General features: G+C 54.2%; 16 protein-coding genes. 5 read left to right on the forward strand and 11 right to left on the reverse strand.

Features of this window, described 5'->3' with window-relative positions; translation table 11 throughout:
- The first annotated feature begins 4 nt into the window (after window positions 1-4).
- Window positions 5-1,360 (forward strand): CpXC domain-containing protein, encoded by a 1,356-nt coding sequence (locus QY332_13805; GenBank protein WKZ34691.1) that lies wholly within the window; start codon window positions 5-7, stop codon window positions 1,358-1,360.
- Between the two features lie 39 nt (window positions 1,361-1,399).
- On the opposite strand, the gene QY332_13810 is transcribed toward QY332_13805, so the two are convergent.
- From QY332_13810 to QY332_13820, 3 genes are read right to left on the reverse strand one after another with little or no spacing between them, the layout of a single operon-like run.
- The gene (locus QY332_13810; protein WKZ38471.1) at window positions 1,400-2,209 is read right to left on the reverse strand and encodes a PIG-L family deacetylase; all 810 of its coding nucleotides are present in this window, start codon (window positions 2,207-2,209) and stop codon (window positions 1,400-1,402) included.
- Window positions 2,210-2,236: 27 nt separating this feature from the next.
- Window positions 2,237-2,710, reverse strand: coding sequence for a pyridoxamine 5'-phosphate oxidase family protein (locus tag QY332_13815; protein WKZ34692.1), 474 nt, complete (start codon window positions 2,708-2,710; stop codon window positions 2,237-2,239).
- Window positions 2,711-2,712: 2 nt separating this feature from the next.
- Window positions 2,713-3,372, reverse strand: coding sequence for a winged helix-turn-helix domain-containing protein (locus QY332_13820; protein ID WKZ34693.1), 660 nt, complete (start codon window positions 3,370-3,372; stop codon window positions 2,713-2,715).
- Between the two features lie 198 nt (window positions 3,373-3,570).
- Between QY332_13820 and QY332_13825 the strand changes: the two genes are divergently transcribed.
- Window positions 3,571-4,560, forward strand: a complete 990-nt coding sequence (locus QY332_13825; protein WKZ34694.1) for a serine/threonine-protein kinase — start codon at window positions 3,571-3,573, stop codon at window positions 4,558-4,560.
- Between the two features lie 24 nt (window positions 4,561-4,584).
- Here QY332_13825 and QY332_13830 read toward each other — a convergent pair whose 3' ends face one another.
- Together QY332_13830 and QY332_13835 are read right to left on the reverse strand one after the other, a co-directional pair.
- The gene (locus QY332_13830; GenBank protein ID WKZ34695.1) at window positions 4,585-5,544 is read right to left on the reverse strand and encodes an ATP-binding protein; all 960 of its coding nucleotides are present in this window, start codon (window positions 5,542-5,544) and stop codon (window positions 4,585-4,587) included.
- A gap of 1 nt (window position 5,545) precedes the next feature.
- Window positions 5,546-5,740: a MoaD/ThiS family protein gene (locus QY332_13835; GenBank protein WKZ34696.1), complete on the reverse strand. Its 195-nt coding sequence runs from the start codon at window positions 5,738-5,740 to the stop codon at window positions 5,546-5,548.
- A gap of 77 nt (window positions 5,741-5,817) precedes the next feature.
- On the opposite strand from QY332_13835, the gene QY332_13840 reads away from it, so the two are divergent.
- Genes QY332_13840 through QY332_13850 form a run of 3 tightly spaced genes read left to right on the forward strand, consistent with a single transcriptional unit; the run spans window position 5,818 to window position 10,037 of the window.
- The gene (locus QY332_13840) at window positions 5,818-7,020 is read left to right on the forward strand and encodes a glycosyltransferase (protein ID WKZ34697.1); all 1,203 of its coding nucleotides are present in this window, start codon (window positions 5,818-5,820) and stop codon (window positions 7,018-7,020) included.
- Window positions 7,017-7,370, forward strand: a complete 354-nt coding sequence (locus tag QY332_13845) for a YraN family protein (protein ID WKZ34698.1) — start codon at window positions 7,017-7,019, stop codon at window positions 7,368-7,370. Before QY332_13840 ends, QY332_13845 begins: the two co-directional genes overlap by 4 nt.
- A gap of 42 nt (window positions 7,371-7,412) precedes the next feature.
- Window positions 7,413-10,037, forward strand: a complete 2,625-nt coding sequence (locus QY332_13850; protein ID WKZ34699.1) for an SH3 domain-containing protein — start codon at window positions 7,413-7,415, stop codon at window positions 10,035-10,037.
- Window positions 10,038-10,102: 65 nt separating this feature from the next.
- On the opposite strand, the gene QY332_13855 is transcribed toward QY332_13850, so the two are convergent.
- The 6 genes from QY332_13855 to QY332_13880 form a co-directional block, all read right to left on the reverse strand.
- On the reverse strand, window positions 10,103-10,984 hold the full coding sequence (locus tag QY332_13855; GenBank protein ID WKZ34700.1) for a sensor domain-containing protein: 882 nt from the start codon (window positions 10,982-10,984) through the stop codon (window positions 10,103-10,105).
- A gap of 4 nt (window positions 10,985-10,988) precedes the next feature.
- Entirely contained in the window at window positions 10,989-11,345 is a 357-nt protein-coding gene (locus tag QY332_13860) for a PadR family transcriptional regulator (GenBank protein ID WKZ34701.1), read from the reverse strand.
- Window positions 11,346-11,513: 168 nt separating this feature from the next.
- Window positions 11,514-12,434, reverse strand: a complete 921-nt coding sequence (locus QY332_13865) for a bifunctional 5,10-methylenetetrahydrofolate dehydrogenase/5,10-methenyltetrahydrofolate cyclohydrolase (protein WKZ34702.1) — start codon at window positions 12,432-12,434, stop codon at window positions 11,514-11,516.
- A gap of 57 nt (window positions 12,435-12,491) precedes the next feature.
- A complete protein-coding gene (locus QY332_13870) occupies window positions 12,492-13,805 on the reverse strand; it encodes a MiaB/RimO family radical SAM methylthiotransferase (GenBank protein WKZ34703.1) in 1,314 nt (437 codons plus the stop codon).
- A 52-nt stretch (window positions 13,806-13,857) separates the two neighbouring features.
- The gene (locus QY332_13875; protein WKZ34704.1) at window positions 13,858-14,508 is read right to left on the reverse strand and encodes a hypothetical protein; all 651 of its coding nucleotides are present in this window, start codon (window positions 14,506-14,508) and stop codon (window positions 13,858-13,860) included.
- A gap of 23 nt (window positions 14,509-14,531) precedes the next feature.
- Complete coding sequence (locus QY332_13880; protein WKZ34705.1) at window positions 14,532-15,911, reverse strand: tetratricopeptide repeat protein; 1,380 nt, start codon at window positions 15,909-15,911, stop codon at window positions 14,532-14,534.
- Between the last annotated feature and the right edge of the window lie 74 nt (window positions 15,912-15,985).

Raw genomic sequence — 15,985 nt, forward strand, 5'->3', positions numbered from 1 at the left:
CGAAATGCCGCAAACTACAATCGCATGTCCCCGCTGTAAACAAATGATCCAGGCGAACGTCGAGCAGTTATTTGACGTGACCGCCGACCCGCAGGCCAAGCAACGCATGTTGAGCGGACAATCCAACTTTGCCCGCTGTCAATACTGCGGATATGAGGGCCGCCTTGCAACCCCCATCATCTATCATGATAACGAGAAGGAATTGCTGCTGACCTTCTTCCCGCCGGAACTGGCCATGCCGTTGAATGAGCAGGAGAAGATGATCGGTCCGCTCATCAAGCAGGTGATGGACAAACTTCCGCCCGAAAAGCGCAAGGGGTATTTGCTCAGTCCGCAAGCCAACCTGACCTACGAATCCATGATGGAGACCATTTTGGGCAAGGAGGGCATCACCTCTGAAATGATCAAGGGTCAGCAGGAACGTGTCAAGTTCATGGAGCGCTTGATGCAGGTCACCACGAAGGATGTGCGTTCGGAGTTGATCAAGCAGAACGAAAAGATCATAGACGAACAGTTCTTCGCATTGTTCAGCCGCATTGCGCAAAACGCCATGCAAAGCGGACAGGAACCGGTTGCGCGTGCGTTGATCGAGATCCAGACCCAGTTGTTGGATGAGACCGAATACGGCAAAAAGTTGAAGGAATCCGTCGGGGAACTGGAAGCAGCCCAACAGGTCCTGCAGGAGGCGGGCCAAAACCTGACCCGCGAGAAACTACTGGACTTCGTCCTCGATGCAAAATCCGATGCACGCATCCGCGCCTACGTCTCGCTGGCGCGCGCCGGCATGGACTACGTCTTCTTCCAAAATTTGACCGAGAAACTCGAGAAGACCTCCGGCGAGGAAAAGACCAGGCTGGAAACCATCCGCGGCAAATTGCTGGATTTTGTGAATGAAATCGACAAGCAGCTTGAGGCGCGATTTAAACAGGCACAGCAATTTGTGGAAACCTTGCTGGAAAAGGATGACATTGAAAAAGCGACACAGGAAAATCTGGAGGGCTTTTCACAGGATACCGTGGAGGTCGTGAATCAACTACTGCGGCAGGCATCAGATAAAAACGACTACGCCCGCATGGGAAAACTGCAGAAGATGGTACAGGTTCTGCAAGCCGCAAGCGCGCCGCCGCCCGAAGTGGCATTTATCGAGCAGTTGATCCAGGTCCCCGATGAGGCGGGCATCGAAAAAATGCTCGCGGACAACGATGCGCTGGTCAACCAGCAATTCCTGGATGCCCTCAGCGGGCTGGTCGCCCAAATGGAAAGCCAGCCCGACAACCCCGAAGCCAAAGCCATGGGCGGGAAGTTGGGCGGGATCCATAAAGTGGCGTTGAAGTATTCGATGAAGAAGAATATGGGCTGATGTAAAAGGGACCGGCATTTCGAATGCCGGTCCCTTTTTTTACCTCAATCCCTCAAAGAAATCCGTCTCCAGCCTGCGGCCCCCATTCACCATGCTAAATACACGATAAAATGTCCCCTGCATGGCAAGGAGGAGAGCGGCTGCGTCTTCGTCCAATTCGGCAAGTCCGCCAAGCGAACCTGACTGGCTTTGATGACAGCGGATGGCGCGCCATGCGATGCGGCAATACTCGGATGTATCGATGCGCGTGGTGATCATCCACTCCTTCCAAGGGATTTCTCCGCGAACCTGGTCGTCCACGGGGAAGGAAATATCATCAAAATACGGCATCACGGAATGTACGAAGTTTTCATCATCCACCATGAAATACAGTTTGGAAACACGATGCGAGGTAAGATTTTCCGCGTCTTTGTACCTTGAGTCCGCGGCGCAGACGATGGCGGCCGCGGTGAACTGTCCAATGGCGATGTGGTCGGGATGCCCATAGATGCCGTCATGCGGAAATGTCACCACCACTTGCGGCTGGATTTTGCGGATGTGTGTGACGATCCTGCCAATGGCTTCAACATGGTCTGCTTTGTCCACGTCACCGTCGATGTAGCCGAGAAAGGACAGGCTCCGGATGCCAAGCAGCGCAACGGCATTCTCCAATTCCTTTGTGCGGATCCTGCCGAGTCCATCCAAACCTGGATTCTGCTCCTCGGGACCTCCCCAGCCCCTCTCTCCGCGTGAAGCGCAGACGAGGTGAGTTTCCACTCCTTCGGCGGCATACTTTGCCAGTGTGCCTCCCATACCCATCGATTCGTCATCCGGATGTGCAAAAACTGCAAGAAGCTTTAGTGTCTGTATGGTATACCTCTATTGTGGAAATACGGATTATCTTGCTGAAACTTTTTTAAGCGTTTCAGGCGTAATATTATACGCCTTTGCAAAACCCGCCACATATCGTCCGCCCTTTGGGTTGATGCGCCAGAAGTTGAAATCATCCAGATCGAACAATTGCTCCGCTTCAGGGAAGCGTGCAAGATATCGTTCTTTGAGAGGTGTGTACCCGGGTTCGCCATTCTGGATAAGTTCCGCCGTGCCACGAATGGATACCCGCGCAAGTGTCTGCGGGTCATCACGCCCGTCATCGGTTTCGGTGATCAGCAAGCCGACACGCTTGTTTTTTTGCATGTCCATGGTGTGCTGGGCGAGGCGGCTGACATGAATGTGGAACGCGGAAAAATCATCCGTGGTGATATAGGCAACCATGGAGACCTGCGGGGCTTCATCACGCAGGGTTGCCAGGGATGCGACGCGTGCCGTACGGATGATGCGAGCCAGGAGTTTTTCTGATTGAGCATCCATGTCTATAATTCACCGATCGGAGGGTTATCCAGGCGCAGACCGTGTCCGCGCACCGTGTCAATGTATTGATGACCGGGGTCCAGTACGGCAAGCCTGTCCCGCAGGCGGCGGATCAACGCATCCAGCGCCTGGTCAGACACACCCAGTGTTTGTTCCTCGCCCCAAACAACCGCCACCAGGTCGCTGCGGCTAATGACCTGCCCCTGTTTTTCATACAACATCCACAACAACTTGAACTGCTGGGCAGACAATGACGGCGCCACCTGTTGCTGGTTGACCCAAACCTGACGCGATTTCTGGTCCATCAACAAACGGCCGGGGCGAAGCCCGCCCTCTGCCAGCGGCATGGTGGCATCAGACGTGAGGAAGATGAATTGCTGGGCAAGCGCGATCCCGAGCAGGTCACCGTCCTGTAACATGACAGGCGCGCTCAACTCCGCGCCGTTATGGTTCGTCCCATTCTTGCTGCCAAGGTCTTCCAGCGTCACGCCCTCCGGGGTCGGCGTGATGCGCGCGTGAAAACGCGAGACCTGTCTGTCCTGAACGTGGATCTCGCAGGTGGCGTCACGTCCAACCATTAACGTATGGCTTAATGCCCAGCGCTGTCCCTTTAACGGACCGTCCTGTGCCACAAGAATGGGATATTCCTCTTCGTCTTCCATGATTTCCTCGACTGCTGCCGGTCTTGATTGCACATTACTTAATAACCGCAAACGCATTTATAATATAGCAGAAAAGTGGAATTCTGTGCATGATTATATTTCAAATTTCAAGATCTTAATGCACAAGTGATACACGCCGAAACCATCACAGGTTAAGACCGCAGACAGAAGTCCGCTTTCCAAACAAAAGGAGAAGATTTGCCCCAATCGTTAAAGAGCGGGGAGATCCTGCGTGACCGCTACAAGATCCGCGAGCAGATCGGGCAGGGCGGTACAGGCAGTATTTACCTTGCAGAAGACCTGCGTTTGCAAGGCCGTCTCTGTGCGCTCAAGGAAGTTGAGCACAACCAGGCTCTCCCACCCGAGGTTCTAAAACAGGCGCGCGAGCAATTCTTTCGTGAAGCTTCCGTGCTTGCACGCCTCGACCACCCCAACCTGCCAAAGGTTTCGGACTACTTTTCCGAAGGTCCGCTTGACTACCTTGTAATGGATTATGTACCGGGCAAGGACCTGCGTGAACGGATGCAGGAAGCGCGCCGCAATAAGACCTTTCTCTCGGAAAAGGAGGTCCTGCGCTGGGCTGTACAAATTGCCGATGCGCTGGATTTTCTTCATCACCAAACTCCGCCCATCATCCATCGCGATCTCAAACCAAGCAACCTCAAGATCACGCCGGGCGGAATGATAAAGCTGGTTGATTTTGGACTTGTCAAGATCATGGCGCCGGATGAGGTCACCATTACAGTCATCCAGGGGCAGGGGACTGCGCTTTACACACCCCTGGAACAGTATGGCGGGGACGACACACATACTGATCCACGTGCCGACATTTTTTCGTTCGGCGCTACTCTCTATCACCTGCTGACCAACCAGCCTCCCACGGAAGTTCGCAGGCGCTTCCTGGATACCCGCAGCCTGGTCCCGCCTCGAGAGATCAATCCCCGCCTCAGCAGCCACGTGGAGAAAGCCGTCCTGTGGGCAATGTCCCTGCACCCGGACAATCGCCCCATCAATGTCGCCACATTCCGTGACGCCCTGTTGGGCAAAGTGGAGGCGCCCTCAAAACCCGCCCTGGATCGCTCAAGTTTCGAGGCGCCGCATTTTTCCATCTTCTCATCAGAGCAGATCGCAGGCTACACCGCGATCGGGCTGTTCATACTAGGCTTTGTTTCCACACTCTTGAGATAGAAAACAGGGTTTTGGATTCGCAATCTATTCTGTCGTGGTATTCGCCTTTTCGATCATCCTGCAAAACGAACAAAGCCCGGGTGCGGATGTGGCCTGCCCGCATTTCGTACAGGCGTGCAGCGCATCCCGCTTGGTGTTCCCGTCGACAAATAATTCCCCGCTCCGCCTGGCCTCCAAAAAACGCAAATAAAAGGTAAGTTTTGCGCCGGGTCTGGCTGTCTCCAGTTGATTGAGCGTCTCTTTATAGAATATTTGCTGTGAACCTTCCGCAAATGGACACTCATCGTACATATATTCGATCCCCCGCGCCAAAGCAAAGGCGGTCATCTCGCGTTCGTAGAAACGGCACAACGGCTTGACCTTGCGTGCCAGCCCATCGGCTTCGGGCAACACAGGTCCCTGCCGCAGAAGGTATTCACTGGACCAATTCAAGGTGTTACCAAAAAGTACCGCTGCTTCATCGTCAAGATTATGCCCGGTGGCGAGGACATCATATCCAAGGTCCCTGGCGATACGGTTCATTTCATGCCGTTTTGCAAGCCCGCACACAGCACACGGCTTGCCGTGCCCACGATAGCTGATCTCCGACAGCACAGGGATCGAATGTCCGTATTCCTTCTCAATATCCACCACATGAAGTTTGAGATTATTTTCGGCAGCGAACTCTTCACTGAGACGCTGCGACTCACGGGAATAAGCGATGCCCGAGCCTGCACTGGGCAACGTCGAAGTGTCAATGCCAAGCCCCAGATACAGGCCATCCGCCTGATAGCCGAGTTGCACGAGAATATCCCACAAGGAAAGCGAATCCTTGCCGCCCGAAACCGCAACGAGAATCTTCTCTTCGCGCGTGAACATTTGGTATTTTTTTATGAAGCGTTCGGTCTGTTCGGGGACCCATGCAAGATAATGCTCCTTGCACAAAGCCAGTTTGTGCTGGCGCATGTTGACCGATGCCTTGCTTCCGCATTTCTTGCACTTCATCTCAACCGCCGGAGATCACTGCGATCAATCTAATAACATCCCCGTTCCGCAGGATTTCATCCTCCGTGATCATTTCGCCGTCCCGTGTCGCGATCACGGATTCGGGCACAATATTGCTCTTTTTCAACGCATCCAGCAGGGTCATGCCTGCCTTCGCTTCGTATTCCTTGTCCCGTAAAACCAACTTCGCGATCATCGCACTCCTTGAGGCGTCATTCTACCACGCCCAATCCCCCACTTGACATTCGTCCTCGCATGTCTTAGCATGGAACCATGCGAATCGGAATGATGGCGGACGTCTATAAGCCGTATATAAGCGGCATCACCAACTATATAGAGATCAACAAACGCTACCTCGAACTGGCCGGGCACGATGTCTTCGTCTTTACCTTTGGTGAACTTGAATATAAGGACGATGAGCCGAACATTATACGCAGTCCCGGCCTGCCGCTGGCCGATACTGGTTTTTTTCTGTCCATGCGCTACTCGCGCGCCGCAAAAAAACTCCTGCAATCCATGGATGTTGTCCATGTCCATCATCCCTTCCTGAGCGGGCGTCTCGCACTGCGCTACTGCCGACCTGTGCAAATCCCCATCATCTTCACCAACCACACCCGCTACGATCTATACGCACAAGCCTACCTGCCTTTGATGCCCGAAGAAATAAGCCATGGGCTTTTACAGGCGTACATGCCCTCCTTTTGTGATGCAGTGAACCTTGTCATTTCACCTTCGGCCGGCATGGAAAAGGTCCTGCGCCAGCTCAACGTGGAAAGCAGGGTGGAGGTTGTTCCAAACGGCGTGGAATTGAAACGCTTCCATGAAGCTGCCCCATTACCGCGCACCGAGTTTGGATTTCAGGAAGATGATATCCTGCTTGTGTACGCCGGACGCCTTGCGCCTGAAAAAAACCTGCCCTTCCTATTGAAATCCTTTGCAGGTGTTGCGCAGGCGATCCCAAACGCATATCTCCTGCTGATTGGCAGCGGCAATCCGCAGTTTGATGAGGAGATCCGCGTTCTTGTCAGCGAATTGGATCTATCGAACAGGGTCCGCTTTACAGGCAGGATCTCATACGATAAACTTCCATCTCATCTCGCCATGTGCAACGTCTTCGTCACAGCCTCCGTCACCGAAGTTCATCCGCTGTCTGTCATTGAAGCCATGGGGGCGGGACTTCCCGTTATGGGCGTCCGCTCGGTCGGCGTGGGAGACACGGTACAGGAGGGTGTTGCAGGGTTTCTTTCGACTCACGACCTGCCTGCCTTCACAGCCAAACTCACCCGCCTCTGTCTTGACCCGAACCTGCGTGCCCAAATGAGCGACTCGGCGCGAAAGGCATCCTCCGCCTTCGCCATCGAACATACCACAGCCATCATGCTCAAGCACTATGAAAAACTGGCTCACGAATCAAGACCCCACAAGAGCAATTGGCGAACCCGCTTGCGCGGGTTCATGGAACAATTCAACGCATGACAAAACATAACCAAAAGGTGGGCACATGGGGCGAGACCATTGCCGCGGAATGGTTTGCGGAACGCGGATACCAGATTATCGCCCGCAATGTGCGCACACCCTACGGCGAGATTGACATCATCGCCCGACAAGGCGATATCACCATTTTTATCGAGGTCAAAGCGCTGACAGCCAGTAAAAATTTCCAACCGGAGCATCAGGTCACTACACGCAAGCGTGAACACATGCTCAATGCCGCTCATCATTACACCGCGGAACATGAGATCGATCACTGGCAGATCGATGTCATTGCGATCGAAGGCAGACCCGGTAAAAATCCAATCATCACGCACTTTGAGAACGCTATATAATTGGTATAATTTTTAAATGCAGCCAGCAACAAGGAGATTAGTATGACAAACGTCATCGGCACCGATGTTAGTTTTTATCAGGACGACCCTCAAACTCCCGAAGGGATAGACTTTATAAAAATGCGCAGCGCCGCGGGCTATGTCATTATCCGCGCGGGTCAAAACCTATGGGCGGACCGGGATTTTAAAGTGAATTGGCGGGAGGCGAAACGCGCAGGCCTGCCACGCGGTTCCTACTGGTTCTACGACAGCCGCGTAGACCCAAGGAAACAAGCCGAATTATGGGCCTCCCTATTTGCAGGGGATTTCGGCGAACTGCCCCTCTTTGCAGACTTTGAAGATAATTATGGCGGCGCATTCAAAGGATGGAGACACTGGTACACCTTCCTCGAACGTATTAAAGAACTCGCACCCGGCAGGGAAATCGGCATTTATACCGCCTATTATTACTGGATTGAAAACACAACATCCGCCGGTATTCCCAACGCGTCGCTGGAATATTTTAAACAATATCCATTGTGGATCGCAAATTATGGCGTCAGCAAGCCGCTTGTCCCAAAACCCTGGACAAATTGGACATTTTGGCAGTTCACAGACAAGGGGGATGGCAGAATTTATGGCGTGGAAAGCCTGAATATTGACCTCAACCATTTCAACGGCGACCTCACCGCCTTTCGTACCCGCTTCAAGCTCAGCGATGCCCCTATTCCTGATCCCGAACCCCTCAGCAAATTTTTCCGCGTAACTGCACCATCCCTCAAAGTACGTGAAGGGGCGGGGCTGACCTTTACCCAGATTGGAAGCATTTTCCTCAATGAGGTCGTCGAGGAAATCGGCGCGAATACAGACCGCACATGGCTGAACATCCGCAAATTGGATGGAAGTCTGACGGGCTGGAGTTTCAGCGCGTACCTGCAAAGGACAGTCGCCCCCGTGCCAGATCCCGCACCCGAGCCTGATCCAGGACCCAGTTGGTATCGAGTCACCACCGCCTCCCTGCGGGTGCGCGAAGGACCGGGTGTGGCCTACAATCAGGTTGGCAGTCTGGCCATTAATCAGGTTGTGGAAGAGATTGGCGCCAATGCAGACCGCACATGGCTTAACATCCGTAATGCGGATGGAAGCCTGACAGGCTGGTGTTCCAGCGAATTCCTGCAAAAGACAGCCGCCCCCACGCCTGGTCCGACACCTGATCCAACCCCGCAACCAAGCTGGTATCGTGTCAATACTGCCTCCCTGCGAGTGCGTGAAGGACCAGGCGTGAATTACAACCAGATCAGCAGCCTCGCCATTAACGAAATCGTGGAGGAGATCGGCGCAAACGCAGACCGCACATGGCTTAACATCCGTAATGCGGATGGAAGCCTGACAGGCTGGTGTTCCAGCGAATTCCTGCAGAAGACGGACGCGCCCACACCGGAGCCTCCCCCGGAGGAAGAGGACAAAAACTGGTATCGAGTCACCGCTTCTTCCCTAAAGGTGCGCGAGGGGGCAGGTCTGGATTACGAGGCGATTGGCCTTGTTTTCTTCGGAGAACTCGTTGAAAAGATTGACGCTACAACCGACGGTTCCTGGTTGAAAATACGCAACCAGGGCGCGAACCTGAGCGGCTGGAGTTCCAGCATGTACTTGCAAAGTATCAACTCGCCCGGCCCGGTTGAACCTCCTGCGCCGCCTGTATCCGAACACAAGGATAAAAACTGGTACCGCGTCAACACCACCGCCCTTAATGTTCGCGAGCTGCCAACCGCCACCAGCAAGATACTGGGAACACTGGTAAAAAATGATACGGTCCCTGCGCTGGACGATGCAAGCAATCCAAACTGGGTTCAGATCCAGCGGCTCGATGGATTAACGGGCTGGTGCACCAAGAGCTACATGGTTTCGCTGGGAAAAGGACGTCCTGCGTCGATAGCCCAGAATTTATTTCCTGGAATCACCTATTTGAGAAAAGACCTGACCGCCCCGCGCCAGATTGTGGTACACGTCATGGCGATTAACCTGCAAACTGCCAAACTGGAATTTCTCGTGACCCCCTCCCCGGACGGGAAGGATGTTTTATGCACCCGCACCACGTCGAAATACCTGCATGAATTCAAACTGCATGTCGCCATTAACGGCGGATATTACAGTTATCTTGATGTCTCCTTTGCATCAAGATGCCAAAGCGGCGACCCGGTCCGCGTGAGCGATTACGCAGCATCCCGCGGAACCATCTATTCGCCGAAAAACACCTTTCAGCCCACAATGTACATCGGGCAAAAAAATCAAGTTTCCTTCAATACAGTGGAGGGCAAGGTCTTTAACGCAGTTTCCGGAGACCGCATGGTTGTGGTTGATGGAAAAGTTGTGAAAAACCTGGCGGCATCCACCCCCAGCCCGCGTACCGCCGTTGGTTTGAACAAGAATGCCCGCTGGCTCACCTTAATGGTCGTTGACGGACGCCAGCCCGGCTACAGCGAAGGCGTGACATTCCCCGAACTTGCGGAACTGCTTCTTTCCTATGGGGTGACTACCGGCGCGAACATGGACGGCGGCGGATCATCCGCCATGGCCATCAAGGGGTTGGATGGCAGTGCCCGCGTCCTGAACTCCCCGATTGACATGGGCAGACCCGGCAAGGAACGTGCCGTAGCCAATCACCTTGGGTTATTCATCCGCACGTAGTAAATTAACTGATTCAAAAAGCAGTCCAGCAAATACTGGACTGCTTTTTGATTCTTGGAAAATATTTATTCAGAAACCAGCATCCACTTTGCCAGCCTGCCATGCAACTGGGAAACTCCGCGCGCGATGTGCATGAAGATTGTCCACAGTAAAATGCCGCCCAAAACGCACAAAGGATAAGACCAGCTGGGGAAGTAGTGAGAGGTCCCGTTGTAGTACAAGATTGCCGTGTCAGGGAAGGCTATCTGGATGAACGGGATGGCAATGAATGCCAGTGAGAAACTCAGCACGGTGACAATCGAGACGAAATACGCGATTCCCAAAACGAATTGCACCAGCATATAAACCAGCTTCAGCCACGTGGCTCTGTCACTCATCAGCGCCTTCAGCCTGTCGAGCCACTTCATCCCTTGACGCGAGAACAACGGGCGGCGCGGCATCCGCACGCCGAGCAATGCCTCCACGAGGCGTCCTTCCAGCAATGCCAATCCGCGCACGGAGAGCAGGAACAAAAGCGCCAGCGGGAAACCGAAGATAAAGATCAACAGGGAAACCGAAATTCCCGTCACCGCCCAGGTGAAATAGAAAATACCCGTGATAAACGCGATGAGCATATAGAGCAGCCCGCCCCATGCGTGCGGATCCGCGTACACACCGAAGAATCGCCCCAGTACCGAACGCGGCTTCGCGGCCTGTTTCAACACAGGGGACATGCGCCGCTCGATCTCTTTATACGCGGACGCAGTCTCTTCAGGAGAACCGTACTCCTCCATGATGGACTTCAACGCCTCCTCCGCCCCCACGGCTGGATTCTCCTCACGAGCCGCTTCCAGGGCTGTGGTCAAATGCTCGTGCGCATCGGATAGCACATCCTGCAATAACGCGGGGTCGGCGTCTTTCATTTCGGTTTTCAAGGCATCCAGGTATTCTTCGACCGTATTGAACATGATGTCATCCTTTCAAAATAGCATCGACGAATCTCTTCGTCTGCTTCCACAATTCGACCCACTCGATGAGCGTCGTGCGCCCCTCTTCTGTGATCTTGTAATAGCGCCGCGGCGGACCGGAAACCGAAGGCTCCACCGTGCTCTCCAGCAAGCCGTTGTCTTCCAGCGATCGCAGCACGGGGTATAAAGTCCCCTGCTTCATCATCGGGACGCCGGGTCCGCTCTCCTCCAGCATCTTGGCGATCTGGTAGCCGTACAAAGGCTCATCACTACGGCTCAGCACGTTCAACAACACCAGCGACGACGTCCCCGCGTTCAATTCTTTTTGGAATTTCTTTGTTTGTGCGGCAGGTTCGTCCATTCTATCTCCTTTCTCAAATAGTATCTACTTCATACTACTAATAAGTAATTATTACTACCGAATTGATAATATGTCAAGGTACTTAAACCCTGCTCCCCCCGCAAAAAACAGCCCCGCCTCTCGACGGGACTGACTACCGATCACCTATCACTGATTACCGAACACCGATCACATCCCCTCCGGCTCCTGGATTTCCGCTGCCCGCAGCGTATTCGCCATCAACATTGCAATCGTCATGGGGCCTACACCGCCGGGCACGGGGGTAATGAAACCAGCCACCTCCCTGGCTTCCGCAAAGTTGACGTCGCCGACCAGTTTCTGGCGCGGTTTGCCCGTCTTCTGGCTGATGACCGGGCTGCCGTCTTCGTTCAACATCGGGATGCCGTTGATGCCCACGTCGATGACCGCTGCGCCGGGTTTGATCCACGCGCCGCGCACCATTTCAGCGCGCCCAATTGCGGCGATGATGATATCCGCATCACGCATGACCGCCGGAATGTCTTTTGTCTTCGAGTGGACGACCGTCACCGTGGCGTTTTCCTTGATGAGCAGCAAAGCGGCCGGCATTCCAACAATATTCGAGCGTCCCAACACCACCGCATTCGCGCCCGCAATCTTCACGCCGGCTTCCTTGAGCAGGTAGATACATCCGTAAGGCGTGCAGGGTACGAATAACGGCTCGCGTCCCTTTTGCGCCAAACGACCGAGGTTGATCGGCGAGAACCCATCCACATCCTTTTCGATGCTGATGAGCTGCAACACGCGCTCCTCATCCAGGTGATCAGGCAGGGGCAATTGCACCAGAATGCCGTGCACTTTCGGATCTGCATTCAACTGCTTGATGAGTTTTTCCAAGTCAGCCTGTGTGATATCGGCTGCGACAGGGTGATGAAAAGACGTCATCCCCAGTTCAGCGCAAGCCTTTTGTTTCATGCTAACGTAGGTCGCAGAGTCGATCCGCTCACCCACCAGAACAGTCGCCAAGCCCGGCTGGGACTTGCCCTCCGCGATTCTCTTGGCAACTTTTTCCTTCACTCCATCACGCACTTTTTGCGCAATGGCAGTTCCATCGATCAATTGAGCCGTCATGTTTTGCTCCTTTTTATGTTAATTTTCGCACAAAAATTATACAATCTCTCCCCTGTTTCAAGTAGTGACATTCGTAACGTACGCACTACGAATCACACCCTTTACCTTCTCCCCCGCCATTTCCAGCAACTCCACCATATCCAACTCGTTCCAGCGCGGAGATGGGGCGCTGGCACTCACCCGCAGATAATTCCCCGACCAGCCTTCCATGCGCCAGCCGGATTGGCCGTATTCCGTTGTGGATTCCCACAGCACAGACATCGTCTGACCGATAAACCTCTCACGGTAGGATTTTCCCGAATCTTCGATCACTTCCTGCAGGATGCGATTGCGCTTCTTTCTTATCTCTGGCTTGACCTGCCCCTTCATCCTTGCCGCCCCCGTGCCGGGACGTGACGAATACGAAAAGACATGTCCGCCCGTGAAGCCCGTCGCTTTGACGAAGTCAAGTGTCTCTGCGAATTCCTCCTCCGTTTCGCCGGGAAAGCCAGCGATGATGTCCGTCGTGATGGCAACATCGGGGATGACGGCGCGGGCGGCATTCACCAACTCCCGGAAAGACTCGGGCGTGGTCTTGCGCGCCATCCGCCTGAGAGTGGAGTCACTGCCCGATTGCAGAGGCAGGTGTAAGTGAGGCATGAGACGGTTGTCTTCCCACAGCGAGAAGAAGGCCGCATCCAAATCCCATGGTTCGAGGGAGGATAATCTCAGGCGTTGCACATCCGTTTCACGCAAAATGGCTTGGACCAGATCGCGGAGGTGAAGCGGTGCATTGAGCGAAGTCGAAATGTCCTGCCCCCACGAACCGAGATGCACACCCGTAAGCACGATCTCTTTGGAATCGCCTCCGAGCGCGGCGTTGATATCCGCGATGACATCTGCAAGCGGGCGACTGCGCCCTTCGCCACGCGCGATGGTAGTAACGCAGAAAGTGCATGTATTGTCACAGCCGTCCTGAACTTTGATGAAGGCGCGTGTGCGGCGATGCAGACCGGGAATGGGCGTTCGCTCAATGGGTTCGCGGTTGAATTCCTCCCTTGGAAGATGTAGAACATCGGGAACGAGAAAGCCTTTTTTATCATTGGCAACAACGTGCCTGACATTGGGAAGCGCGCCGGCTTCCTTGGGCAGCAGGCTCGTCCAACAGCCTGTGGCGACGATCTCGTCCACACCCGCGCGGGCAATGGCGCGGATTCTTCCACGCGAATCGGATGCCGCCTGCGTGGTGACTGCGCAGGTGTTGACCACCGCCATTTCGGCGTGGCCGGCGGAGGCGACGATCTCATGTCCTGCGGCGCGGAACTGGCGCGCCATGTGTTCAATTTCCGCCTGGTTAAGGCGGCAGCCGATGGTGTCAAGAAAGATTTTCATGGATTGGACGAAGGACGGCAGACCGTGGTCTGGCGCGCGCAGCCACGGTCAACTAAGGTTGAAGCACCACAAAATTATCAAAAATAATGTCCACACCAGGCGTGTCGAACGTGCCCGCCAGCATGCCGACATCGCCGGAAGCCAGGACATCATTCCGGAACTGGGCGACTTGAAAACCGTTCACATAGAAGGTAAGTGTGTTTCCGATGCAATCAGCACGCAGATGGTTAACCGCAAGTCCTTTATGAATGCTTTCCGAAGATTGCATTTCACTCTGTCCCAGTAAAAGAGCCTGTCCGCTGAAAAATATGCCCGCTCCATAAAATCCATCGCTGGAGATGATGAAGAAATAGTAATCACTGCCATTGAAGCGGCAGATCAGCCCAATGCGGTTTTCATCAGGACCTGCAAGCTTCCCCGTATCCACTTCGAGGCGAACATCTGTAAAATCCTTTTGGGGTGTGGACCAAAAATTCATTTGTTGTGAATTAACGAGGATGCGGTATCCACCCCCATCGTAGTCCATAACGCCTTCGGCATTCAGCATGCGAGTCCACCCTGAGGAGGAGCGCGAGAAATCATCCTGAAACAGCACGGTGCCGGAGGATACGGAAGGCGCGGGCATTGCAGGGGTCGCGGGGGAATACGCACATGCGAGCGAAAGCGCAATCAACACGAGCAGAAAAAACAGTATGCGATTCATGGACATGATTTTATCATGAGGCCCTACGGAAAGTACTGGTTCAGCAACCGATTCGCCGTCCCGCCATGCTCACCACCCGCATCCGCATCACGGACATAGGTCAACTGGTTGAACGCAGCAGCGCGGCTTCCCTGCGCAAGATGTGTCATCGCAAGGTGGATATAGGCGGGGAAATGACCGGGGAAACGTGTGATCACATCAGCCAAAACCTGTTCGGCATTTGCATACCTGCCGGAAGACAGATAAGACCAGCCTAACGCATCCAACACAAACGGATCATCGGGAGCAAGCCGAACTGCCTGCTGCGCGGCGGGCAAACCAACATCCTCAACCCGGATCCCATTCTCCGCACAAAAAACCGCAAGCAAACGCCAGTAGGTCGCTTCATTCGGCGCCAGGTCTGCGGCGCGCTGATACGCCGCCAATGCCGCTGCAAGATCGCCGATCTGGAAATAAGCATCACCGCTGGCCGCCTGCCACGCAGGGTTTGCCGGCTCATATCGTGCAGCCAGCAAATATTCCGCGAGCATCTGCGAATATTTTTCCTGCCGATTCCAATACAAGCCGCGCAACGCACGGACAACAACGGATTCCCGCCCCAGGGACAGTGCGTGATCGAGTTCCGCGCTTCCATCCCGACCCATCTGTTGTTTCGCCTCTCCCAGCCAGGCCCATGCCTCGGCATTTTCAGGGTCAAGCGTAATGGCTTTCTCAAACGCCGCAATGGACAGATCCCATTCATGCACAAGACCGAGCGCGCGCCCAATCGCCACCATGTTTTGCGAGGCGTCAGGTTGGACGCTGGATAAATTCAAGGCGGCACGCAATGTTTGCACTGCGGAATCAGTTTCAGGGTCCAGAGAGGAGGCGGTCATTAATTCAAAAAGCGCCTGCTGCGGCTCGAGGACCGCCAGCAAAAGTCCGAGCCGATAATGGGGATAGGCGTCGCTGATATCCAATCGAATCTGATTCTTCAGTGCACCAACCTCGGATGCCCAATCCCCTTGTTCGCGGTAAATATAGGCAAGCCCTGCATATAAAGCCCGTGAATCATGGAACTGCAAGCCCTGCTGGTAGGTGCGGAGTGCAGATGCAAGATCGCCAGAGTTGAGATAGGAATGCCCCAATGCAGCCCAGCCCTGCTCGGAAAGCCCGGGGGGATGGCTCAGAAAGATAATGGCATCAGAAAAGTTTCCACTCGCAAAGGCGGCAATCCCCGCCTTCTCCCAAAGGTCATTACGCCAGGGCATAAGGCGGGCGGCCTGTTGAAAATGCCCGGCTGCACCTGCATAATTCTTTGCAGCATGATCCGCTTCGCCGCGCCTGGCCGCCGAATAACCTGTGAGAACAACCGGCAAATATATCGCGGCAAGTAAAATGGCTGCCAGCAGAGGATGGAGCATTATTTTTCTGGACATCGTAATGATAATTATACGTTGGATGCACCAATTTTTTTTGAACTGGCAGTATAATCATG

Source organism: Anaerolineales bacterium (assembly GCA_030583885.1).
In the GTDB taxonomy this organism is placed as follows: domain Bacteria; phylum Chloroflexota; class Anaerolineae; order Anaerolineales; family Villigracilaceae; genus Villigracilis.